Origin of the sequence: Candidatus Villigracilis vicinus, from assembly GCF_016702885.1 — a bacterium.
Taxonomy (GTDB): Bacteria; Chloroflexota; Anaerolineae; order Anaerolineales; family Villigracilaceae; genus Villigracilis; species Villigracilis vicinus.
On record NZ_JADJDD010000006.1, the window covers coordinates 119,556 to 144,344 of the forward strand.

At 51.1% G+C, this 24,789-nt stretch carries 19 protein-coding genes; 10 read left to right on the forward strand and 9 right to left on the reverse strand.

Annotation, left to right across the window (positions count from 1 at the left end):
* Window positions 1-2: 2 nt before the first annotated feature.
* The 5 genes from IPG80_RS06595 to IPG80_RS06615 form a co-directional block, all read right to left on the reverse strand.
* Window positions 3-1,004, reverse strand: a complete 1,002-nt coding sequence (locus IPG80_RS06595; RefSeq protein WP_345104150.1) for a hypothetical protein — start codon at window positions 1,002-1,004, stop codon at window positions 3-5.
* A 74-nt stretch (window positions 1,005-1,078) separates the two neighbouring features.
* Window positions 1,079-2,575, reverse strand: coding sequence for a murein biosynthesis integral membrane protein MurJ (gene murJ / locus IPG80_RS06600; RefSeq protein ID WP_345104153.1), 1,497 nt, complete (start codon window positions 2,573-2,575; stop codon window positions 1,079-1,081).
* 438 nt (window positions 2,576-3,013) lie between these two features.
* Window positions 3,014-3,982 (reverse strand): quinone oxidoreductase, encoded by a 969-nt coding sequence (locus IPG80_RS06605; protein WP_345104156.1) that lies wholly within the window; start codon window positions 3,980-3,982, stop codon window positions 3,014-3,016.
* A 103-nt stretch (window positions 3,983-4,085) separates the two neighbouring features.
* Complete coding sequence (locus IPG80_RS06610) at window positions 4,086-4,370, reverse strand: DUF503 domain-containing protein (protein ID WP_345104159.1); 285 nt, start codon at window positions 4,368-4,370, stop codon at window positions 4,086-4,088.
* Window positions 4,371-4,387: 17 nt separating this feature from the next.
* Window positions 4,388-4,984: a GGDEF domain-containing protein gene (locus IPG80_RS06615; RefSeq protein ID WP_345104162.1), complete on the reverse strand. Its 597-nt coding sequence runs from the start codon at window positions 4,982-4,984 to the stop codon at window positions 4,388-4,390.
* Window positions 4,985-5,377: 393 nt separating this feature from the next.
* Here IPG80_RS06615 and IPG80_RS06620 point away from each other — a divergent pair, with 393 nt between their 5' ends.
* From IPG80_RS06620 to IPG80_RS06655, 8 genes are all read left to right on the forward strand, one after another.
* Entirely contained in the window at window positions 5,378-6,745 is a 1,368-nt protein-coding gene (locus tag IPG80_RS06620; RefSeq protein ID WP_345104165.1) for a folylpolyglutamate synthase/dihydrofolate synthase family protein, read from the forward strand.
* Window positions 6,726-9,185: an endopeptidase La gene (gene lon / locus IPG80_RS06625; protein ID WP_345104168.1), complete on the forward strand. Its 2,460-nt coding sequence runs from the start codon at window positions 6,726-6,728 to the stop codon at window positions 9,183-9,185. Before IPG80_RS06620 ends, lon begins: the two co-directional genes overlap by 20 nt.
* A 117-nt stretch (window positions 9,186-9,302) precedes the next feature.
* Window positions 9,303-10,124: an SDR family oxidoreductase gene (locus IPG80_RS06630; protein WP_345104171.1), complete on the forward strand. Its 822-nt coding sequence runs from the start codon at window positions 9,303-9,305 to the stop codon at window positions 10,122-10,124.
* Window positions 10,125-10,133: 9 nt separating this feature from the next.
* Entirely contained in the window at window positions 10,134-11,240 is a 1,107-nt protein-coding gene (locus tag IPG80_RS06635; RefSeq protein ID WP_345104173.1) for a Xaa-Pro peptidase family protein, read from the forward strand.
* A gap of 115 nt (window positions 11,241-11,355) precedes the next feature.
* The gene (locus IPG80_RS06640) at window positions 11,356-11,694 is read left to right on the forward strand and encodes a GNAT family N-acetyltransferase (protein ID WP_345104176.1); all 339 of its coding nucleotides are present in this window, start codon (window positions 11,356-11,358) and stop codon (window positions 11,692-11,694) included.
* The gene (locus IPG80_RS06645; protein ID WP_345104179.1) at window positions 11,691-12,236 is read left to right on the forward strand and encodes a DNA-3-methyladenine glycosylase I; all 546 of its coding nucleotides are present in this window, start codon (window positions 11,691-11,693) and stop codon (window positions 12,234-12,236) included. Before IPG80_RS06640 ends, IPG80_RS06645 begins: the two co-directional genes overlap by 4 nt.
* A gap of 22 nt (window positions 12,237-12,258) precedes the next feature.
* The gene (locus tag IPG80_RS06650; RefSeq protein WP_345104182.1) at window positions 12,259-13,269 is read left to right on the forward strand and encodes a carbohydrate kinase family protein; all 1,011 of its coding nucleotides are present in this window, start codon (window positions 12,259-12,261) and stop codon (window positions 13,267-13,269) included.
* Between the two features lie 40 nt (window positions 13,270-13,309).
* Complete coding sequence (locus tag IPG80_RS06655; RefSeq protein ID WP_345104186.1) at window positions 13,310-14,404, forward strand: M20/M25/M40 family metallo-hydrolase; 1,095 nt, start codon at window positions 13,310-13,312, stop codon at window positions 14,402-14,404.
* 76 nt (window positions 14,405-14,480) lie between these two features.
* Here the strand turns inward: IPG80_RS06655 and IPG80_RS06660 are convergent, their stop codons facing one another.
* Window positions 14,481-16,193, reverse strand: coding sequence for an adenylate/guanylate cyclase domain-containing protein (locus IPG80_RS06660; protein ID WP_345104189.1), 1,713 nt, complete (start codon window positions 16,191-16,193; stop codon window positions 14,481-14,483).
* A gap of 34 nt (window positions 16,194-16,227) precedes the next feature.
* Window positions 16,228-18,546, reverse strand: a complete 2,319-nt coding sequence (locus IPG80_RS06665) for a transglutaminase-like domain-containing protein (RefSeq protein ID WP_345104192.1) — start codon at window positions 18,544-18,546, stop codon at window positions 16,228-16,230.
* A 70-nt stretch (window positions 18,547-18,616) separates the two neighbouring features.
* Between IPG80_RS06665 and IPG80_RS06670 the strand changes: the two genes are divergently transcribed.
* Both IPG80_RS06670 and IPG80_RS06675 read left to right on the forward strand, forming a co-directional pair.
* Window positions 18,617-19,612 carry a phosphatase PAP2 family protein gene (locus IPG80_RS06670; RefSeq protein WP_345104195.1) on the forward strand — a complete coding sequence of 332 codons (996 nt, stop codon included), beginning with the start codon at window positions 18,617-18,619 and terminating at the stop codon, window positions 19,610-19,612.
* A 96-nt stretch (window positions 19,613-19,708) separates the two neighbouring features.
* Window positions 19,709-21,952 carry a protein kinase gene (locus IPG80_RS06675; protein WP_345104198.1) on the forward strand — a complete coding sequence of 748 codons (2,244 nt, stop codon included), beginning with the start codon at window positions 19,709-19,711 and terminating at the stop codon, window positions 21,950-21,952.
* Between the two features lie 68 nt (window positions 21,953-22,020).
* Here IPG80_RS06675 and IPG80_RS06680 read toward each other — a convergent pair whose 3' ends face one another.
* Together IPG80_RS06680 and IPG80_RS06685 are read right to left on the reverse strand one after the other, a co-directional pair.
* Window positions 22,021-24,333, reverse strand: a complete 2,313-nt coding sequence (locus IPG80_RS06680) for a heavy metal translocating P-type ATPase (RefSeq protein ID WP_345104201.1) — start codon at window positions 24,331-24,333, stop codon at window positions 22,021-22,023.
* On the reverse strand, window positions 24,330-24,776 hold the full coding sequence (locus IPG80_RS06685) for a Fur family transcriptional regulator (protein WP_345104204.1): 447 nt from the start codon (window positions 24,774-24,776) through the stop codon (window positions 24,330-24,332). Before IPG80_RS06685 ends, IPG80_RS06680 begins: the two co-directional genes overlap by 4 nt.
* Window positions 24,777-24,789 lie beyond the last annotated feature (13 nt).

The following is a 24,789-nucleotide window of genomic DNA, read 5'->3' on the forward strand; positions in this document are numbered from 1 at the left end:
CGTTAGGGGGTTGGTGTGGCTTCCACAGAGCCTTCGGCGGGCACTTCTTCCACTGGGTTACAAATGGAGTTGGCTTGCGCTGAATTTGCATTGGCGGTGTCATCCAGAATGCCATATGCAGATGCTTTCAGATATTGTTCGTAGGCGGAGCAGTAATCTTGATCTGTGAACATTTGATCTGCCAGACGGACGGAGGCTACGAAGTAACGCTGTCCGGCGGTCATGGTTCCGTCCCACATGGAGGGCCACCCAGCGGCTACGGTTTCAAAGTTGTCTTCGGCTTGCCCCCAGTCGAGCTCCCAGAAGCTGGCGCCAACCATATAAGCACGCGCGCCATCGCGTAAACCGCTGGCTGTACTATCAAGCGGACCAAAACGTTCGGCGAGGGTCAGGTAGTAAATGCCGCCTTCCAGGTTGCCTTCTTTAAGGATCAGGTCGTGTCCCTTGTTGCGGAGGGCGAAATAATACATGCCATCCACCTGGGCAGATTTGTAGCCTGGGTCAAGTTTACGGATGGTATCAAGAGCCGTTAATGCGCCATTCCAATCCTGTGCGCGAATGAGTTCCTGTGCGCGGGCAAAGGCATTTTCTGCGCCGCTGAAATCGGGAGTGGCGGTGGCGGTGGGCGCGGCGGTGGGGGTGGGGATGCTGCTCAACACGAGAACCTCGGTGAGTTTATCCTGTGCGCCGGGGAAGCCCGGGTCGCGTTGAATGATGTACTCAAGACGTTGTCGGGCATTCTCATAACGACCAAATTGAATATCGACCAATGCGAAAGAGAATTGCTCAGAAAGTTGTGTGGCGAGGATGGCTTGTTCCGCATTTTTACGTGCGTTCACGCCAGAGTTGTACCCTCCGAACGCTCCCAAACCGATCAGGAGGATAAAACCAAGTACACCCATGAGGAGCGAACGCCAACGCGAAGGTTTTTTGACCTTGAGCGGTTGGGTATCCCCTTCCTTATAGGGTTTTGTAGATTGTGTAGTTTCAAATTCTTCAGACATGGCGGTGATTATACATCCCTTTGAATGAACAAAAAAATTTTCTTATTGGAGACTCACTGGCAGGTGCGCCTGTTTTAAAGGCGAATGACCTGCTTCGCCTCAGACCAGACGATGACGAGTGCAATGCCTCCACCTATGAGCATGCCGATCAGTGCAGTGATGATCGCACCACCAGGCAGGTACAGTGCGATGAGATAAGTTACAACTCCACCAATACCTGCAGCGATGAGACCCTTGAAGACGGCGGTATTCGTTTTTAGCGGTTCATGAGTGCGCTTCGAGAGCCAGCCTAAAATGATGATGGCTTCGATCAATAAGGCGATCTCAGAGAAGGCAATGACCGGCGCGCCGATGTTCTTAAAAAAGGTCACGCCGAGGATGCCGATCACCAAAAAAATGACCAGGCGAATGCTGATCGCATACAGAGGCACCATTGGTTCTTTACGGGCGTAGAAAGCACGGATGGCGATCTCGTGGATGGTGTACCCGGTTAATGTGGCGAGATAGGCGCGGGTTGTCCAGGTGATGAGTGTGGAGATCTGCTCGTCGAAGCCGAAGACGCCGCGTACAAGCGGGTGAATTCCTGCCGCCATAATCGCCGCGATCGGCAGGGTTAAGGCGATCAACACCCGCAGGGCACGTTCGACCGCAGCGCCGAATCCGCTCCAATCTTTTTTGGAGGCGAGTTCCGAGAGGGCTGGCAGCATTGCCGTCGCCATTGCTGTTCCAAGGATCGTCTCCGGCACTTGCATAATCATCCAGCCATAGGTGAGCGACGTCACTGCGCCGACCTGGTCAAGCCGTGAGGCAAGGTTATCGCGTGCGATGAAAATGATTTGAATGCCTGCCATGGTGAGCAGACGCGGCGCCATGAGTTTTAGCGCTTCTATGAGCCCGGTGTGGCGAATATCGAGTGCGGGGGTCCAGCGGAAGCCGTACATAAATAAGCCTGGAATTTGGATGAGCAGGTGGAATGCCGCGCCGAGAATAACCCCGTACACCAAACCTTGAATACCGAAACGAGGCACAAGAAAGATTGCACCGATGATCTGCCCCACGTTGTACATGCTGGGAGCGAGCGCGGGCAGGACGAAATGTTGGTTGGCTTGCAGCGATGCCATCACCAAGCCGCTGATCGAAAAAATGATCGTACCGATCAGATTCAATCGCATGAGTTCAGCCAGTAATGCCCGTTGATCGGCATCAAACCCGGGTGCAATGCCGATCTCTGCATCCACGATCTGTTGAGCAAAAATAGCAATGACAATGGCAATGCTGCCCGTCACTAAAAAGCCGATATTTGCCACACGTGAGAACAAGTCCCAGGCGGCGGCGCGGTCTTTGGTGGTGAGGTATTCTGTCAGCAGCGGGATGAACGCCATGCCCAATGCCCCGCCAGAGATGAGTGCGAATAAAAGGTCGGGTAAATTGTTCGCAGCATTGAATGTATCAAGCAATTGCACTTCGCCAGAGTACTGACGTGAGATGATGCCCGTACGCACGAATGCCAGCACTTTATCGATCAAAAAGAAGAACGCAACAATAAGGGAATTGCGGGTGAGTTTCGACATGTTAATGCTCTACGCTTTGCGGTACGTCTATACCAGGGAAGATATCTGCCAGCAAGTGTGTTTTGTGAATCAACAAGGGCAGGCATTGTGCGCAGATATAACTTTCTTTCCCTTTGAATGTCAGGGTAAGCAAGGGTGTTTGCTCATCGCTTCGTTTACAGTTCGCGCAGTTTTTTGTTATTTGGTCGTTCATAATGCTCCAGAATATGGTTTTCAAAGAGTTGGGATTGTCTTAAGAGATTTGAGGGGATTTTTTTGATCAGACTTCTTGTAAAAGTCTATTTTTCATCCTGCTCAAGGCGGCGTCCTCGCCGCCGGGGACTGCGGCGAGAGCACTTATGCAAGAGGTCTATCGAAATAACAAGCGTAGTGTACCATAGCGAAACCGCCCCGGATTTTGATTCAGAGGCGGTTTTAATGAAGGTAAATGAATTTTTGTTAGGGGATTAAAAGTATCTTTCCCTTGGATTTTCGGTCTTCGAGATAACGATGCGCTTCTGCAACATTTGCCAGCGGGAAGGTCTTATCAACCAACACCCGCAACCTGCCGTCGGCGATCCATTGGAAGAGATCATTGGTTCGCCCTGTTAGTTCTGCGCGATCTGATATGTAATGTCCAAGGGTTGGGCGGGTGAGGAACAATGATCCTTTTGCGTTGAGGATCTGTGGGTCTATTGGCGAAACTGAACCAGAGGATTGACCAAAGAGCACCATGTAGCCGCGTTTGCGCAGGCAATTCAAACTTTTTTCAAAGGTATCTTTGCCAACCGAGTCATAAACTACATCTACGCCTTTACCGTTCGTAAGCTTTTTGACTTCCGCTTCAAAATCAGTTTGAGCGTAGTTGATGACTGTATCTGCACCGGCTTCGCGAGCAAGTATTGCCTTCTCTTCCGTTGAAACCGTTCCGATCACATGCGCTCCGCGGAGCTTGGCGATCTGCACCAACAAACCGCCAGTGCCGCCGCCTGCCGCATGGATGAGAGCCGTTTCGCCTTTTTTGAGTGGGTAGGTGCTCAGCGCAAGGTAATGTGCCGTGATGCCTTGCAAGGTGACAGCCGTTGCGATTTTTAGATCTACACCTTGAGGCACAGGAACCAGACTTGAGACAGGGACGATGGCATATTCGGCATATGAACCTTGTACACCAGCGTACACTACACGATCCCCGGGCTTGACCTCGGCTACGTTTGCCCCAATCGCATCGACAACACCGCCGCCTTCCTGACCCAATGTGAGCGGAAGTGTGCCTTGATAGCGCCCCATACGATGATAAATGTCAATAAAGTTGACGCCCACCGCTTCAAGCCTGACCCGAACCTGTCCCTCACCCGGTTCAGGTTTTTCCACCTCTTCATATTTCAGAACCTCAACCCCGCCATATCCATGCACTCGGACTGTTTTCATGGAAAGTACCTCCATTTATCTATTTTAATTGTCATGCTGAGCCCTTAGGCGAAGCATCTCTACGATTATCTCTGAGACCCTTTTGCAATTGCTCAGGATATCACTAATAAACCATCTCTATCTTCGTATCCCACACATCTCCATCACGCCAATTCGCTTCCGCCCATTTTGCCACAGTTTGCAGTGCGGATTGGAGAAAGGCATGGTCGTTCCCCACCATCGCACAGACGATGATGGCTTCTTCCCATTTATCGTGCAAATCCATTTCCGCCACCGAGACGTTGAACTCGCGATGCAAACGAGACATGAACGGTTTGATCCGTCCGCGTTTTTCTTTGAGGGAGGCGCAGAGGGGTAAACGTAAATGAAGGGTGAGTGTTGCAAGCATGATCTTATAAAACGTGGTTACGCAAAAACAACCCGGTTCTTCCCTTCATTTTTTGCTTGATACAATGCAGTGTCAGCACGTTGTAAAAGTTGGTTGATATTGATGTCTTCCTGCTTTAAGACGGTCACTCCCATTGAAATGCGCACATGCAAGGGATGATCTTTGTCGGAGATGATTATCTTTTCAGCGGTGAACCGTATTCTTTCAGCTACTTGACGCGCTTTTTCTAAGTCAGTATTGCAGAGCAGTAAAATAAATTCATCACCGCCAAAACGGGCGGCAACATCATATGAACGTGTCTCGCTTTTTAAGATTTCAGCTATATAGATCAGCGCATTATCGCCTGCCTCATGCCCAAATCGGTCATTGATCTGCTTAAGATTGTCTAGATCGATGAAAAAAATGGAAAAAGTTTTATTTTCACGCTTGGCGCGGTCGAATTCATTTGCGCCATGTTCTAAAAAATAACGGCGATTGTAAAGCCCGGTTAGAAAATCGGTTGCTGCGAACAAACTCATCTCTGCATGAGCTTGTTTGAGTTCCATTTCGATCCGTGCGCTGGTAAGGAAGAAAAAGTAAAAGGTCCAAATGATAACCGAAGCAAGAATGATCATACTTGCCCACGCGCCCGTTGCGTCTGCAAGTAGATTAACCTGGGTCGTTTGAACAGCTGTATAGATGCCGCGTAACCCCGGTGTTAGAGCTGTGCCGGATCCCCTCAAATATTAATACTTCGCTTAAAACGATCAGAATATTGCTCAACACAACCGAGATAAATGGGTTGGCAGAATCTCGTAATGACAAACCCAAATAGCCAATGCTGAAAAAAAAGTTTGCCAATACCCAACTGCTGAAACCTGGGTATACCTTCCTTTGAGTAAGGTATATTGTCATAAGCACCCCAATCCCGAATGGGGTGATAGCGGACATGATGACCAAGGTTCTTATATCAAGAGTCATTATTTTATAAGTTTACGAATCAAGCATTACGCCTTAGAATCCCACGCATGAACATTGAAACCCAATACAACCGTGCTTTGGATTACTTGTATTCTTTTGTTGATTATAGCCTGAAACATTCGTCCGAATTGGCGAAAGCAGACTTCAACTTGGACCGCATGTTCGCGTTGATGAAGTCGCTGGGTGACCCGCAGACGAAATATCCCATCATCCATGTGGCGGGGACGAAGGGGAAGGGCTCCACGTCCGCGTTGTGTGCGGCGGGTTTGATGGCGGCAGGATATAAGACGGGTTTATACACCTCTCCGCATTTGTTGGATTATGTCGAGCGGATTCAAATTAATGGCGAGCCAATAACCCATGAGCAGTTGATCGAGTTAGTAGAAGAGATCAAGCCGCATGTGGCGAAGATAGAAAAACTCACCACGTTCGAAATCACGACCGCATTGGCGTTCATGGCGTTTGCAAAATATGGAGCGACGGCTGCGGTCTTTGAAGTTGGCTTGGGCGGACGTTTGGATGCGACCAATATCGTCACGCCGCAGGTCTCGGTCATCACGTCGCTGTCGTATGACCACATGGCGGTGTTGGGCAATACACTCGCACTGATAGCAGGGGAGAAGGCAGGCATTATCAAACCGGGCGTGCCCATGGTTTCATCCCCGCAGAAAGATGAAGCCCTCCAAGTTTTACTGCGCATAGCCAGAGAAAGAAATTCTGATATAACTCTTGTGGGACGGGATGTAGGGTTTGAATTGCAAGGGACATCATTGAAGGGACAATGGCTAGCAGTTGACGATAGACGATGGACCGTGGACGATGGAAAGTCTATGGTCGATGGTCCATCGTCCATCGTCGAGCTTCACATTCCGTTACTTGGAAAACACCAAATTGAGAACGCCGCCACAGCGTACACTGCTTTGAAAACCAGCGGGATTCCAATCACAGATGAGCAGATAAAACTGGGTTTTTCTCAGGTACAATGGCGCGCTCGCTTTGAGGTAGCAAGGGTCGAACCGCCGGTGATCTTCGACTCGGCGCATAATCAGGATTCGTTCGAGAAGCTGCGCGAGACGTTGGAAGAGTATTTCCCTGACAAAAAGGTTTATCTCATCTTTGGAGCGTCGGAAGATAAGAACATTCCTGGTATGTTCGCAGAGATGAAACCAAAGATAAAGAAAATCATCATCACGCGAGCCGACCATCCGCGGGCTTTGAGCGTGGAGCAAATTGCGGGTCTCGCTGATCAGGCAGGGGCGGAGTGGGAGGCGCTGGTTCCCGTCAAGGAAGCCTTGCGGCACGCGTTGGAATTGTCGTCAAAAGATGGTAGTATCGTGTTATCCGCTGGTTCGATGTTCGTGACCGCGGAAGTGATGAGAGAATGGAAATTTTTGAATGAATCAACCCTGGAATGAAGATGATTTTGACCTGACGCTTTCGCAGCGTACGGAGGAACTGTATCGCATCCCGAATATGGAGCCGAAAGCCGATGGCTTGATCGAAGCGGCGGTGTTGCCGTTGCGGGATATGGTCATTTTTCCGCGCATGGTCTCGCCAATTTTTATTGGTCGCGAGGCTTCGCTGTTGGCATTGGAAGAAGCTCAAACTAAAGAACAGACAGTGATCGGTCTGACCCAGCGCGACCCGGATGTGGAAGACCCCGGTGCCGAAGATTTTCTGCCCATCGGAGTGGAGATGGCAGTGGGGCGCTTGTTGGATATGCCGGATGGTTCACACTCTGCCCTCGTGCAGGGACGCCGCCGTTTGGAGATCGTCGAGTTCATTCGCCTCAAGCCGTACATTCGAGTGCGTGCGAGAATTATCCACGAGCCGACATCGGCGGATAGACAAACTCAAGCAATGATGCGTTCGGTCTTGAATCAATTCGAACGCTGCATTCAATTGGATCGTTCCATCCCAGAAGAAGCGCATGTCTTCGCGTTGAACATTGCCGAGCCGGGTTGGCTGGCGGATATGATCTCGACTTCGCTTGGTCTCACTTATGAAGCCAAGCTGCGTCTGTTGATGATCCTTGACCCCAAGGCACGCCTCACACAACTGAATAATCTGCTCGCTGCCGAAGTGGACGTGCTCGAACTCGAAGATGAGATCCACACTCGCGTGCAAAACGAAGTGGACAAGAGTCAGCGCGAGTATTACCTGCGCGAACAGATGAAGCAGATTCAAACCGAGTTGGGTGAAGGCGATATCTTCACCCGCGATTCTGTCGATCTGAAAAAACGTGTTGAAACCGCGACCCTGCCGGATGAAGTCCGCAAGGTGGCGATGAAAGAAGTGGAACGCCTCAACCAGATGCCGCCGATGGCGCCTGAAGTGGGCATCATCCGCACCTACATTGATTGGATCCTTGACCTGCCTTGGGCGAATTCCACGGCGGATAATTTGGATGTAAAGAACGCAGCGAAGATTTTAGACCGCGATCATTTTGGCTTGAAGAAAGCCAAGGAACGCATCCTCGAATATATTGCGGTGCGTTCGCTCAAGCCGAAGAAAGAACGTCAGCCGATTCTGTGTTTCGTCGGACCTCCCGGCGTGGGCAAGACTTCGCTGGGTCGTTCCATTGCGGATGCGCTTGGGCGCAAGTTCGTGCGTGTCTCGTTGGGTGGCGTACGTGATGAAGCCGAAATCCGCGGACATCGTCGCACGTACATTGGTGCATTGCCGGGTCGCATCATTCAGACGATGAAGCGGGCGGGCACATCCAATCCGTTGTTCATGTTAGATGAAATTGATAAGCTGTATTCGGACTTCCGCGGCGATCCTGCCTCGGCGATGCTTGAAGTGCTCGACCCGGAACAGAACTACGCCTTTAGCGATCACTACCTCGAACTGCCTTTCGACCTTTCAAAGGTCATGTTCGTGACCACTGCGAACTCGCTGGGAAACATCCCCGCGCCCTTGCTCGACCGCATGGAAGTGATTGAGTTCCCCGGTTATATCGAAGAAGAAAAAGTTGAGATTGCCAACCGTTATCTCATTCCCCGCCAGATCGAAGAAAATGGCATCGACGAACTCGGGCTGACTTTCGAAGCGTCTGCCATGCAACGTGTTATCCGCGAGTACACCTATGAAGCCGGTGTGCGCGGACTGGAGCGCGAGATCAACCGCATTTGTCGCAAGGTCGCACGCCTGAAAGCGGAAGGGAAGAAATACCCCACCGCCATTGTGGGTGAGGGCATCGAGAAATTATTAGGTCCTCAGCAAGTCTTCCCATCCGAAGCCGAGCGGACAGACGAAGTGGGCGTCGCTACCAGCCTGGCATGGACAGAAACCGGCGGCGAGATCATGGCGGTGGAAGTTGCTATCATTGAAGGCAAAGGCGGCTTGCAGATGACCGGTCAGATGGGGGAGGTGATGCAGGAATCCGCGCAAGCCGCGATGACCTACATCAAGTCGCGTTCTGCTGCGCTCAAGATCGATACCGATGTCTTTGAACGCATGGACATTCACATCCACATGCCTGAGGGCGGTATTCCGAAAGATGGACCTTCTGCAGGCATTACGATGGCAAGTGCCATCATCTCCGCGCTCACGGGTCGCCCCGTGCTCAAGCATGTTGGCATGACCGGCGAGATCACCCTGCGCGGACGTGTCCTGCCCATCGGCGGCGTGCGCGAAAAAGTCCTCGCCGCTCATCGTGCCGGGTTGCGAACGGTCATTCTCCCCGAAAAGAATCTCAAGGATTTGGTGGATCTGCCCAAGACAGCGAAATCCGAAATGAAGATCGTGCCCGTCAAACACATGGATGATGTTTTGGAAATTGCGCTAGGCAAACAAAAGATCAGTGAACCGCCCAAGCCGCGCAAACGTCCAGATGAGCAGGGCGAAGAATAATAAACAAGCTTGAATTTTTGACCGCCGACCGCAGACCACCGTCCGCTGTCGGCGGTCTTTTACGCAATCGACTTGTGATTTCACCAATTTCATTTTTCGTTTTACAATAACCCCTCCATGAACCTTATCCCTATCCCGCTCAAAGACAAAGTTGTACTCATCACGGGCGCATCCTCCGGCTTCGGCGAAGATGCCGCCTGGATGTTCGCAAAAGAAGGCTGCAAAGTCGTGCTTGCCGCCCGACGCATAGACCGCCTGCGGGAACTCGCCGCAAAGATCCAGGATGCGGGTGGCGAAGCCATCGCCGTTCCCGTCGATATCGTCAACCCGGATGAGGTGGATACCATGATCCAGACCGCCGTTGACCTGTATGACCGCATCGACATTCTTTTCAATAATGCGGGCATCGGGCGTGTGGGTTGGTTCGAAGAACACACCCCCGAACGTGATATCGATCTGCTGATCAAGGTTAACTTGATCGGTACCATGCGTGTGACTCGTACTGTCCTTCCACACATGATCGCGCGCCGCGAGGGGCATATCATCAACATGATCTCGGTGGCAGGACTTATTTCACCGCCATTGATCGCCAGCTACTCTGCCAGTAAATTTGGGCTCAAAGCCTTCAATAATTCCATCCGTCGTGAAGTTGCCCCGTTGGGTATCAAGGTTAGCGGTATTTACCCGGGTCCTGCGGCGACCGAGTTTGGTTCGCATGTTGGTAAAAATTCGGCATATCATTCAGTTCGTGCCAGCCTAGGCGGACGGCTCACATCTAGCTATGTTGCCCGCCGGGTCATCGATGTTGCCAAACGTCCGCGTCGTAAGTTGGTCATTCCTTGGTGGTTTAATTTTGCCGTTGCCTTGGAAACCTATTTTCCCATCGTTGTGGATTGGGGTTCGTACCTCTTCTCAAAAGCCAAACATAAACAGAAATAGGAGACTCTCGTGCCTCGTTCCCGTCTCGAAAAACTCACCGCTTCATTACAAGCCTCGAACCTGGATGCTGTTATTCTGAATCCGGGTCCTACGCTGAAATATCTCACTGGGTTGACCTTCCACCTGATGGAACGCCCGGTGGTTTTGTTTGTTGCTCCCGGTAAAGACCCCGTGTTGGTGCTTCCCGAGCTTGAACTCCCCAAAGTGGACTTATTCCCTTACAAGGTTCAAGGCATTTCTTATGGTGAGAATCCTGCAGAGTGGGACGATGCCTTCAGAAAAGCAGCTCAAGCGCTCGGCGTGGATGGGAAGCGTATCGGCGTTGAGCCGCGTCAATTGCGTTTGCTGGAGTTCCGCCATGTAAAATCCGGCGCGCCCGAAGCGGAATTTCCCGACGCGAGCGATGTGCTTGCCGACCTGCGCTTGCGCAAAGATAAAGCCGAAGTGGATGCCATGCGTAAGGCAGTGAAGATCGCCCAAGACGCATTGGAGGCGACCATTCCACAGATCAAAATTGGCATGACCGAACGAGAGGTCGCATCGGAATTGGTCATGCAGTTGTTGAAGCAGGGCTCAGAGCCTGAATTGCCTTTCGCACCCATTATCTCTGCCGGACCCAACTCAGCGAATCCGCATGCTTCCCCATCGGATAGAAAATTGCAGGTTGGCGACCTGCTCGTCGTCGATTGGGGCGCCGCATACGATGGCTATATCTCAGACCTGACGCGCACCTTCGCAGTAGGGGAGGTGGATGCGGAATGTCAGAAGATACACAAGGTCGTGCAAGAAGCGAACGCTGCCGGTCGTGCCGCCGCTAAACCGGGAGTCCCTTGCGCTGCTGTGGACATAGCAGCGCGTGCTGTCATTGAAAGCGCCGGGTATGGAAAATACTTTACGCACCGCACCGGTCATGGCATTGGCATGGAAGGACACGAAGCTCCCTACATGCGCGGCGATAATATGCAGATCCTCGAACCGGGTATGGCATTCACCGTCGAACCGGGCATTTACCTTCCTGATCGTAATGGAGTGCGGATCGAAGATAATTTGGTCATTACAACGAATGGAGCAGAGAGTCTCTCCGATATGCCGCGAGAGGTTCGGGTGGTAGGTTAAAATTTTAATTATCCCGGCGCAACCCCAACATGCCAATGAATTGACTGAGATCGCCATTTCAGCCAAGCGATATTGGAATTATCCAGAAACATGGATCCAATTTTGGACCCCGCAGTTGACGATCACTGCAGACTACATTGCTTCCAACGAAGTCTGGATGATGATGGACAAAGGAAAGCCAATTGCCTTCGGTGCTTTGAGCCGGATTGAAGAAGGTTATGAGTTGGGTCACCTTTGGGTCTTGCCTGAGTATATTGGCAAAGGGATTGGCAGGCGACTGTTTGAACATATTCTGGAGAGATGTAAAATTCTCAACATTCATACTTTGAGGATTTATGCAGACCCGAATGCCCGAACTTTTTATGAAAAAATGGGGGCAAAGACGGTTGGCGAACATCATTCCGACTTGCTTGGCGACGATCGTGTTTTACCAATTATGGAGATCGAATTATGACAACCTACTGTGACTACTGCAATTCCCACCCCGAGGATACCTTCAACCGGGAATATCATGATACTCAATATGGTTTCCCTATTGACGATGATAACGAACTATTCGAGCGGCTGGTGCTAGAGATCAATCAGGCTGGGTTGTCATGGATATTGATCCTGAAACGGGCACAGAACTTCCGCAAGGCATTCCATAAATTCAATATCAAGAAAGTTGCCAGTTACACTGAGACCGACAGAGAAAGACTCTTGAACGATGAAGGCATTATCCGCAATAAATTGAAAGTTAATGCCGCCATAGTAAACGCGCAAAAGATCCTTGAATTGCAGAAAGAACACGGCTCGTTCAAAAACTGGTTGGATAAAAATCATCCGCTCACAAAAGAGGAATGGACAAAGTTGTTCCGCAAGACCTTCGTATTCACCGGCGGTGAGATCGTGAACGAGTTTCTTATGTCCACGGGATATTTGCCAGGGGCGCATCAAAAGGATTGCCCTGTATTCAAAAAAGTGGCGGCAAAAAAACCGGCATGGATGAAGAAATAACCGCTCTTTTATACTGACACCCATGACACCCATTTTTGCCATTGCTGGGAAACTATCCCGCGAATATCTTCTGCCCCCGTCTGGAGGTCCCCGGCTGGATTCTCCGGGCGGGAACCTCTTATATGCACTTGGCGGGCTTGCTGTATGGGATGCGTCGGTGGCATTGATCTCAAGGGTGAATCAGGCATATCCGCGTGAGTGGCTGGAAGACCTGAATGAACGCGGTTTTGATACTCAGGGCATTTACTTTGACCCTGAAAGTAATCAGGCAGACCTGCGTACATTCATCGCTTATACAGATGTAAATGAGCGCAGCAGCACCAATGCCGTTTCTCATTTTGCCCGCCGTCAAATGACATTCCCAAAGTCGTTGCTGGGCTACCATCCACAAGATGGCACAGTGAAAGACCTGCGAGAGATTGATCCGCTTTCACCTGCGGCGCGTTTTGTGCCTAAAACATATCGGGATATCGCTTATGTGCATCTATGTCCCTTTGACTTTACCAGCCAAAGCCAGATGGTTAACCTTTTAAAAGGCGGTTCAAACCAGACCGTCAGCCTGGACCCTGCACCCGGGTATATGAAGCCCGCATTTTGGCGTGAACTGCGCGTTGTGCTTAGCGGCTTAACGGCGTTTCTCCCCTCTGAAGAGGAAATGCGGTCCCTGTTTTGGGGTGAGAGCAATGACTTGTGGGAGATGGCTCAACGCATCAGCGAATATGGACCGGAGATCATTATTATCAAACGTGGCGCGATTGGGCAATTGCTGTATATTTCATCGGAAAAGAAACGGTATGAAATTCCTGCATATCCTGCCCGCCTCGTTGACCCAACTGGAGCTGGCGACGCTTTTTGCGGCGGTTTTCTTGCAGGGCTTCAACGTACGAATGACCCATTGATGGCGGCTTTGCATGGGAACGTCTCGGCTTCGTTGAAGATCGAAGGCACGGGACCCTTTTCGCCGTTAGATGGCATGCCTGGTCTGGCGGATGCCCGTCTGCATGCTTTGAAAGAAATGGCACGAGAAATCTAGTATTTTCGAATTCCAATTTTTGATTTACGATTAAGGCACAATGACCCTATCTCAAAAGCTCCTTGACCTTGCCATTCAGATCCAGCAGATTCCGGCACCCACCTTTGCGGAGGGACCGCGCGGGGAATTCGTGCGCGGGTTGTTCATTCAAGAAAAACTGGAAGATGTTTCCATGGATTCACTGGGGAACGTCTATGCGCGGTTGCCGGGGAAGACGAAAAAGGCAAAAGCGTTGATCGTGTCTGCTCATTTGGATACGGTGTTTCCAGCGGGTACCAAGCTCCACGTTAAGGAAGAAGCTGGCAAGGTCTTTGGTCCGGGTATTGGTGATAATTCCATTGGCGTTGCAGCCTTATTTGGCATCCTGTGGGCGTTGCGTGAACGCAAGATCGAATTGAAGCATGATGTTTGGTTCGCGGCAAATGTGGGCGAGGAGGGGCTCGGCGATCTGCGTGGGATGCGCGGAGTGGTGGAGCGTTTTGGCACCGATGTGATCGGGTATTTGGTGCTGGAGGGTCTAGCACTTGGGCATGTCTATCATCGTGCCATTGGCGTACGGCGCTACCGTATTGCAGCAAAGACCCGCGGTGGACATTCCTGGTCCGACTATGGTCAGCCTTCCGCCGTGCATGAACTTGCTGCGCTTATCACACAGTTGACGCAGATCCGTCTGCCGCGTGAGCCGCGCACAACGATGAATATCGGCACCATTCAGGGTGGTACGGGAGTCAATGTGCTTGCAGCAGAATCCAAGTGTGAATTGGATCTGCGCTCCGAAGATCCTGCGGCGCTTGCAAAATTGGTCTCGCAAGTGGAGGAGATCATCTTGCATTGGAATCACGAAGGGGTGAGGATTCAAGCAGAGATCATCGGTGAACGCCCGGCTGGAGAGATTCCTGCGGAACACCCGTTGGTTAAAGCCGCGGTGAGTTGTTTGCTGGAGCAGGGCGTAGAAGCTGTTCTTACGACAGGCTCCACCGATGCTAATATTCCTTTGAGTAAAAACATTCCCGCTGTGGTGTTGGGGATCACCGCCGGAGGCGGGGCGCATACACTGGGGGAGTACATCGAAACGGAACCGATCGAAAAGGGAATGGAAAGTCTGGTCAGGTTCGTGGAGTTGTCCGGGTCTTAAATAATAAAAGGGTTTTTCAAAATTTGTCGTTTTGAAAAACCCTTTTTCTGTTTGATCGCAAGGCAAAGAGCTACATTTACTTCAAATTCAACACTTCCAATACTTCCACTGGTTTTGACCTGCCCTTCACAGTCATTTCGGCAACTGGTTTCGCTTCCACTTGTTTCTTCACACGTTCATACGCTTCGCGGCTGATCAGGATCTGATTCTTGCCGGAATTTTCTTGAACGCGCTTGGCTGTGTTGACCGTGTCACTGATGGCGGTGTATTCCAGGCGTTTCTCAGTGCCGATCAAACCAAGTACGGCATCGCCAAAGTGAATGCCTACACCGAAGGAAAGGTGAGAATCTGGCGCAAGTTCCTTGTAGAGACTCTCGATCGATTCGCGAATGGCGATCGCTGTCTTTACAGCCCGCAGGGTGTGGTCGGGTTGGGGGATGGGCGCATTGAACCATGCCATGATGGCGTCTCCCATGAACTTATCCACAGTGCCTTCCTGCGCCAGCACTGCATCTGCCATGGCAGCAAGATACAGGTTGAGGATGCTAACCAATTTTTCGGGGGCGAGGTGTTCGCTATATGTAGTGAACCCGCGGATGTCGGCAAAAAGTGCGGTGATCTCAGTGCGTTTACCGCCAAGCTGTAAACCATTTGGGTCGAGTTGTTCGATGACGGCGGGGGAGACCATGCGCTCGAACAGACGGCGCTGCGCTTCCAACTTCTTTCGTTCTGTCAGGTCATCCAGAACGATCGCCACGCCTTGAGTTTTTTGCCCCGCGTCCTTGAGTGGGGAGAGGTTTAAGCGCCAATCTACATTGCCGCGTTTGGGGGAGTTGTGGCTGATCTCAAGATCTACAATGGGTTTGTCGGTACGGCGTACTTCTGTCAGATGCGGCGCCAGCTCACCGGAAACAGCTGCCAAAGCTTCGTTAAGTTGATGACCGATGATGTCCTGTGTAGCAGAGCCGAGGATGGTTTCTGCGGCGCGGTTGGCGAGGGTGATCGTATCTTGAATATCCGCTGTAATGACGCCGCTGGCGATGGATGCGAAAACATTATCCATCAGGTTCTTGAGCGCGGTCACTTCTTCAAGGGTGCCTTTGAGCGAGGAGAAGAGGCGGGCATTGTCGATGGCAACGGCGGCTTGGTTGGCGAAGGCCTCAAGCAGTTCTTTTTCGGTGTCGGTGAAAATTCCGGCGCGGATGCGGTTATCTGCGTAGATGACGCCGATGAGTTCGTTTTTGACTTTGAGGGGAACACAAAGAATGGAACGCAGGTTGAAGGCGACGATGCTTTCCTGCCCTACAAAGCGTTTATCTTCCTGTGCATTGGTTGTGACAACTGATTCACCCGTGTCGATCACACGCTGCACGACCGTGCTGCTGACGTTCTTCTCTGAGGAGTTGATCGATTCCATTTCCCAGTTACGGGCAATGCGGGCGGTCATTTCGCCCTGTTCGTTCCGCAGCATCAAAAAGCCGCGCTCTGCTTTGGAGAGGCGCACGATGTTGTCCATCACGATACGCAGAACTTCATCCAGCTCCAGCGATGAATTGATGACCTGTCCGGTTTCAACGAGAGCCAGCATGTTGCTGTGTTCGCGTTGAAATACCTCAATTTTCCCACTGACCTGCTCCAATGTTGTTTGCAGGTACTGCAGGTTTTCAGATGTATCCTTGGAGATTTTTAGTTTTTGAGATACCAGGTCGTTGTTGATCTTCCCCGTAAGGGCGCTTAAAGTAAGTAGCTGATCATGCACGGTTCTGGGTCGGGTGTTTTCAGAGTTCATATTTGGATACCAAAAGCAGGTTTAGCATGTAAACCTAATTGTATCCCAATATGAAGAATTTTAGACGCGCTGACAGGGTTTTGTAAATAATATTTCGTGCAGCGCGGCGCGCATTGACCGCATCTCCGCCATGTGAGGTGAACATTGCTGCTTGATGTTCACGCAGCAAAACTTCAATAGACGATCTGGCGTCTGGCAGAAGTTTTTGCAGGAGCATGGCGCGTTCTGCGGCTGTGACATAAATCGGTTGTGGCCTTTTCATCCAACGCAAGCTAAAGTTAATGCTTTGGAAATGACGTTCGATGGGGGATAATGCTGCAAAGGCAAACCAGCCTTGCAGCCAACTTGGGATACGGAAGCCACTGCGTTCGACGCCATTCTTTAGGATGACTGCCACAGATGTATTTGGCGCAAACCGCCGCTTAAGAAATGCAAGTGTAAGGACACAGAGGGCAAAACCTGCAAGGGTGAGAGACCAACGGATCAGAACAGGCGTAAAAACGGAAGTGTTGCCGGATTCATCCACTGCTGGGGTGGGAGGCTCTTCTTCCAATAGCTCGATGCGCGGAGTTGGAACAAAGGGTGCGCTGGCAACTGTGGGGCGGGCTTCACGTTCCAGCGGACGTTCGAGCGGTTGCTGATTTCCAGTTGGTTCAAATTCGACCCAGCCATAGCCGGGGAAATACACTTCGGGCCAAGCGTGCAAGTCACGTTCGCGTACAGTGTATACACTGTTTTGCAAATTGGGCTCGCCTTGGGCATATCCCACCGCGAGGCGTGCTGGGATGCCGATCGAGCGCAGCATTAACACTTCCGTCGAGGCGTAGTAATTACAGAAGCCCTGTTTCGTATCGAAAAGGAAGTATTCCAATGGATCTACATCTTCACCGGATGGAAAGGTAATTCCCGGTGTATAGCGGATCTCTGAGCGTAGATAGTTTGTAATGGCTGCGGCTTTGTCGTATGGGTTATCGTATTTGGCTGTGATCTCGTTTGCGAGCGCCCGAATACGTACCGAAAAATCATTGGGTAATTGAAGGTATTTTTGTTTGACCCAATCCGGGTAATTCTGTCCTGTTGCCTGCAATTCAAGAATGGTCGGGTTTGCGATCTCGGCGCCCACTCGGTACAGGTCGCCGGCTTCCAGACTGGGCGCGGCGCGAAACGCCATCACATCCATCATTTCGAGGTTATCGGTCACTCCGGAATACAACACAATGACGTTGTGATTTACCTGAATGGGCTGAGCCGCGGAATACAGGATGGTTTGCCCTTCCGAGTAGATATCAAACGTGAAGCTGGCTCGGGCACGGTTTTCTGTGTCAGGGATGGTCAGGTCGCCATTGGTGGCGAGGTGCAGGGTCTCGTTTTGGGCTGTGGTCTGCCAACGGTCATTTTCGTAGTGATCATAGATCTGTCCACGCCAATACAATCGCGGGAAGTCCATTGCACTGGAAGGGGCATACACAAGGAAAACCACCAGATCGCTCATCACCGCCTGATTACCCAGGAATAATTCGGTCTGAAAGTTCCTGGGTTGCGGCTTCTTTTCTTTTTTAACGGAGTCGAACAGATTCTCGAAGGGTTCCCCTGCGAACCAGCCCTGGGTGGTTTTGTGCCAGGCTTCCTTCATGCTCACATTAGAGGCGAAGATAAAGGGAATGCCCCAGGAGAACATGATCAACACCGCTGCAATGACCAGGCTTGTGTTATTTAGGTCCAGGCTGCTGTCACTTGAAACCTGTACCCGTTCTTTGATCCATTTCTTTTTATCGAATAGGAATTTCTGCCTACCCAAAAGTATGAGGGCAAGAAACAGATAGACACCGAACATCCATGTATAGTCTTTTGAAGTGAAATGATAGATGGTCACAAACAGCATCAAAATGCCGCCCGGCAGGATTGCCGCCAGATAATTGGCATGTCGCGTTAGTTGATACCCGCTGAAAAGGCTGGCTATCCAATAGGGGATACTTAGCAGAGCGATCACAAGCAATTGGTTTTCCACAGGTCTGCCGGAAAAGAACTCTCCCAGATCCGTGAGCAGTCTCCCGAAAAGGATCAACAACTTATCTCCAAGATAAGTTTGTTCCGCAGTAAATTCGATCACTCCTAACCATTGCCAGATAAAAAACACCAGCATATATCCGACGGATAAAAGGCTGATATTACGTTTTTGAAATTGACTTTGCCCCAGTGCCAGCCCAACCAACAAACCCAGGATCGCGACATTGCGCACATGCCCAAGCCCATCCACCCAGGCAGTGGATTGCAAGCGCCATCCCGAAAAAAGTGTTGCTGCAAATAAGAGAACCGCAGAGGGGGCATCCCACCAGCGTGGTGTCTTTTCCATTCTTTGAGTGTACAATGAGAGCGTTTGTTACGTCAATCATAACGCTACAAAAACCCCACTGGAGGACTGTATGCAATCCCTGATCGATTATGGTGTCGCTCTTATAATCGCGCTTCAAAGGTTTGGGAGCGGAACGATCCCAGTAATGAAATTCTTCAGCCAGCTTGGCACAGAAGAATTCTTTTTTCTCGTATTACCTCTCATTTTTTGGAGTGTTGACTCCGCACTTGGTATTCGGATTGGTTTAATTCTGGTCGTCAGTAATTTTATTAATTTCATCGGCAAGGTTGGCATGGCAGGACCACGTCCCTATTGGGCTAGTTCGCACGTTCAACCTTTATGGCCCGAAACGTCCTTTGGCGTGCCTTCCGGTCATGCGCAGCATGCCATGAGTGTATGGGGCATCATTGCTCTGTATCAAAAACGGACTTGGGTTACCGTTGTTTGCGTGTTCCTGATTCTTATGATCGGCTTTTCACGGCTGGTGCTTGGCGCGCATTTCCCGCATGATGTACTCTTGGGTTGGCTGTTGGGCGGCATTCTGTTGTGGGCATATTCCCGGTACTGGGATGTTGCTGTTAATTGGCTGGCAGGTAAGTCCTTCAGCCAACAAGTTGGCATTTCATTTTTGACGGCAATGGTCATGGTAATTATTGGAATGATCGTAACTGGTTTGCGCAGCGGATATCAAGTCCCTGAAACTTGGATGACGAACGCGCTTCTTTCAGGCATTGCGCCAGAGCCTGTGGACCCAAGCGCGACCTTCACCTCAGCCGGGACTTTCTTTGGTCTGGCGGTGGGCGCAGCGTGGACACATTTTCGGGGCGGCTACTCAGCTGACGGTCCGGCATGGAAACGCGCGCTTCGATATGGCGTCGGTTTGATCGGTGTCATTCTGTTCTGGCAGGTGTTGGGAGCAGTCTTCCCACGCGGCGATGGGGCGTTGGTTTATTCTCTGCGATTCCTGCGTTATACCCTGGTTGGCTGGTGGGTTTCGGGCGGTGCCCCCTGGGTTTTCCAACATTTCAATTTAGCTACACCGGCTTCAAGGATATCTTCCATCTGATATAATGCGCACCATCCAATAGAAATACAGAAATGGTTTTGTTATCACTCAGCAAACATGCTGTGAAATTTAACTAATACAGGCAAATGGATTTCAATGACGCTGGATAAAGGCACCCTAATACATAATCGCTATCGCGTGGTAGACATCCTTGGGCAGGGGGGGATGGGTTCGGTGTATCGAGCCATCGATGAGAACCTTGGTGTGGCAGTGGCGCTCAAGGAAAATTTGTTCACAACGGATGAGTATGCCCGTCAGTTTCGTCTTGAGGCGGTCATCCTTGCGAACCTACGCCACCCAAATTTGCCGCGCGTTTCAGACCACTTTGTCTTGGGTGATACTGGGCAATACCTTGTCATGGACTTTATCGAAGGCGAAGACCTTCGTTATCGCATGGAACGTATCGGAATGCTTGATGAAGAGGACGCGGTTCATATCGGCGCTTCCATGTGCGACGCGCTGGCGTACTTGCATACTCGCAAGCCGCCCATTTTGCATCGCGATATCAAGCCTGGTAATGTCAAGATTGCGCCAGATGGTCACATCTATCTGGTGGACTTTGGTTTAGCCAAGGTTTATCAAAGTGCCAGCCAGGCAACCACCACCGGCGCGCGCGCCATGACGCCTGGTTATTCCCCTCCTGAACAATACGGTACTGCACGAACCGACCCACGAACAGACATTTACTCCCTCGGCGCAACCTTGTATGCCGCACTGACTGGTGTCATCCCGGAAGACGGTCTCGCGCGTGCGATGGATAATGCTCAGCTGACTCCTCTGCGAAAACGAAATTCAAAAATCTCCCGTAAACTCGCAGCCACTATCGAGAAAGCCATGTCAGTGGATCCAAGTGACCGGTTTCAAACGGCTGAGCAGTTCAAGGCTGGATTGCTTGCTTCCAAGTCACTGACTCAGCAGGCGCCCGGCTCATACAAGGTTGTTCCGCCTCCCCCCGAAGTCCTTGAAGTGCCATCTCGTGAACGTCAGAAAACCGTGGTTGAAGAAGGCTTACCTGTGGATGGCAAGAAGGACCGCAAAGCCTTGGTGGGTCCGGTTCCGGCTGTTTCTGCTAATTCGCATGAAGATCAGCCCTTTGTCTCTCCATTAAAGCGACAGAAGGAACGCGAACGGAAACGCCGTACGGCGTTAGTCCGTTTTGGATTTTTCACTGCCTTGTTGTTTCTGGTGGCACTCGGTGTAGGTTTATTTCTAGCCCCAGATGCCTTCCCTGCAGATGTGCGTGCAATGGTTCCGTTTATTGGCTCTACTGCCACATACACCCCCAGCCCCACTCCTTTGCCTACACAGACTGTTCCTCCAACTTTTACGTTCACTCCGGAGGCAACGTTCACTTCTACTCCTCGACCCAAGCCAACCAATACTTCAACCTTTACGCCGACACCTCTCCCCGGCACGACTGATACGCCGGACACAAGTAACACTGAAGAACAAGATCCTACGGTCCTTTTGGGTGGCGGTGCCGGGCAGATCGCATTTGCTTCTGCGCGTACTGGCGATTCGCAGATCTTTTTGGCAGACCTGAAAGGTGAAAACGCATTTCAGATCACAAATATGCCAAACGGTGCATGCCAGCCTTCCTGGTCGCCGGATGGGCAGCGTATGGTGTTCATTTCCCCTTGCCCTGGCAATGAAGAGATTTATTTCAATACCAGTCTTTACATCATCAATGCGGATGGAACAGGTTTAACAACACTTGATGCTTCACCAGGCGGAAACTTTGACCCTGCCTGGTCGCCTGATGGCAAATCTATTGCTTTTGCTACGATGCGCACTGGCAAGCTTGAAATTTTCACTATCAATCCGGATGATCCCACTTCCGTGACTCAGGTAACTAAAGGTGCAGCTCTGGTTGAATCACGTATGCCTGCCTGGTCGCCGGATAGTTCAAAGATCATTTATGTCGTCAAACGGATCGGTGTCTATCAAATATGGATGATCAATGCCGATGGTACTGAGCCTATCCAGATCATTCGAAGTGGGTTGGCTTATAACGATTATCTTCCTGTTTGGTCACCCAAGGACGATCTCATTATCTTCAATCAACGCTGTGCCAAGACGTTCTGTAATCCATACTTGATGAGAACATCTTCCACGGATCGTTCCAGCGAGCAGGGATTGAAACTTCCGTTCAACCTGACCTATATCGAAAATATTGATTTCTCGCCTGATGGTTTTTACCTAGCGTATGAAAGTGTAGGCGATGATAGGAACATGGATGTGTTTTTTATGACCCTTTCCGGTGGTGATAGGGTGCGCCTTTCAACTGACCCCGAACAGGATTTCCACCCCGCCTGGCGACCCGCTCCGCCGACGCCCTAACCAGCCGTATTAAACAAAAGAGCGCCCAAGTAAAACTTGGGCGCTCTTTTGTTTTTTCTTCTTTCAGACTACTTGTATCCCAATAATCTCAACCCATTAAGTACTACCAGCCCGGTGCTGCCTTCATGACCCACTACGCCAAGTGGAAGTGCCAACTCAGCGCCAAAAGCACCAGCCACTAACAGTACGATCACGCACATGGCAAAAGTCAGGTTTTGCCAAACGACTTTGCGTGCCTGCCTTGCCAGCCCGATCGAAAATGGGATTTTGCGCAAGTCATCAGACATTAAAACGACATCTGCGGTTTCAATGGCAACATCTGTACCTGCGCCGCCCATGGCAATGCCAATATCTGCGGTAGCTAGGGATGGAGCGTCATTTACGCCATCGCCGACCATTGCCACCGGACCGTACTTCCGCTGAAGCGACTTCAACACTGTGACCTTATCTTGCGGAAGTAAATCTGCGTGGAATTCGTCCACACCGGCGCGTGCAGCTATCTTGGAAGCGACTTTTGCATTATCACCCGTCAGCATGACGATATGCTCAATGCCTATAGCTTTGAGAGCCTTGATCATTTCCACAGCATCTTCACGCAGGGTGTCAGCTACGCCAAGCAGACCGAGAAATGTTTGCGATCTCATATCGTAGACGAACATCGCTGTCTGACCCTCATCATGCATTTCACTGGCTTTGTTCATAATGTTAACCGGGATACGAATGCTTCGTTCCTGGTACATTCGCTCATTGCCGATCAAAAGATGACGGGATTCAACCACTCCTTCTACGCCTTGCCCGGGGATGGCGCGAAACTCCATGGATGAAGGCAGGTTCAAGTCACGGGAATGAGCTGCTTGTACAATCGCCCTTGCCAACGGATGTTCGGAACGTGATTCCAATGCGGCAACGAGGCGCAGGATATCCTCTTCTTTTGTTTCACTGAAAGAGAACAAACCAGACAGGGCGGGTTTGCCGCTGGTGAGTGTGCCAGTCTTATCGAACGCCAGCACCTTGAGTGTGGCGGTCTTTTCAAGATGAACGCCGCCTTTGAAGAGCACGCCATTGCGCGCGCCGTTAGCGATGGCAGAAAGGATGCTCGCAGGCGTGGAGATGACCAAGGCGCATGGCGAAGCGACCACGAGCCAGGTCATGGCACGGTAGAAAGTGGGTTGGAAGCTATGACCGAGGATCAACCACGGTACAAAGATTAATAACACTGCTGCAGCCAGTACAAAGATGGCATAGCGTTGTTCAAAGGTGTCGAGCATTTGTTGGGTGTTGGCTTTAGTAGATTGCGCCTCTTCCACCATCTTTACGATGCGAGCCAGGGTGGTATCTTTGGCTAGCCGCGTCACGCGGATTTCGAGCGAGCCAGTCCCATTGACGGTGCCTGCGAAGACCAGATCGTTTTCCTGTTTATGCACCGGCATCGACTCGCCGGTGATGGTGGCTTGGTCAACATCGGATATGCCGGATAGCACTTCACCATCGATGGGGAAGCGTTCACCAGGGCGTACAAGCACAATATCTCCGAGGGTGAGTTGTTCGATGGGTAGTGTCACCAAACGCGAACCGCGTCGTACCGTTGCTTGAGCCGGTCGCAGGTCGAGCAATTTTTCAATGGCTTTGCGGCTGCGGTCCATCGCATATGTTTGCAGAGTGTTCGAAAGCGAGAATAAGAAAAGCAGCATGGCACCTTCGGCAGGCTGACCAATTGCCGCTGCGCCCAGTGCCGCAAGGATCATCAGCAGATCTACATTGAGGGTCTTTTCTTTTAATGCTTTAATGCTTGCCATTAAACCGAACCATCCACCAGTGGTGTATGAAACAAAGTACAAGCCAAAGATAAGTGAGGGATGCCAGGCAAGCCCTGCGCCAATGAATGCTGTCAACGCGGTGATCGCATTGATGACTGTAAATGCAATTTCGATTCTTTCGATGGGAATTGCCACAGGTTTTTTTGCTGCCTCGTTTTGATTCAAAAATGACGCTTCTACTTTGTTATCTTCGCTGCTCAACAGGTTGGATGTTTCCAGCTTCACTTCAAGCGTGTTCTTGCGGAATGTTGCCGTTGGCAGGGTGGCAGCGGATTCATATTGTTTTGCGAGTTGTTCAGCGAGTTCCCCGACACATTGGGCACAGGCTTCTTCGCCGCGTTCGCGTTTGGCGGCGCACTGCGCCACTCGCATGGAAGCCTCGCGTCCTGCATGCTGCACAACTTCCAGCGCGCGTTCGCTACTGATCTTATGAGGGTCAAAGACTGCTTTTAAATTTCCATTGGTATAGTCGTACTCGACTTCCTGAATACCGGCATATCCGCGCAGGGTATCGGAGAAAATTTCAGTACAGCGGGTTTCGGTCTTGGGTAATTGATTCATCATTGCCTCTTCAGTTTTGCCTGTTTCTTCTGGCAGGCGGGGCAGAGCCCGTAGTATAGAACGCGTGCACCAAGCAGTTTGTAGCCCGAAGCCGCAGTGATTTCAGAATCCAAATGAGTGACGTGCTCGCTGGGAATATCGATGATACGTGAACAGGAAATGCATGCCAGGTTGACATGTGGTTCCGTGTCCGCATCGTAATGGACCTTGTCATCGCCTGCGTGACCCAGCACATTCACCACACCCAAACCAACCAGCGTATCAAGTGTGTTGTAGACCGTGGCAAGGCTGAGCGAGTGAAAGCGCGGCTTGAGTTCATCATATATCATGGCTGCGGTGGGGTGTTCATGGCTTGCGGCAAGGAGTTCGCAGATCGCCACCCGCTGCGGAGTGACGCGCATTCCGGCTTCCTGTAGGGCAGTGGTTAGGGTCGTGATAGTAGACATAGTCTCTCTTATT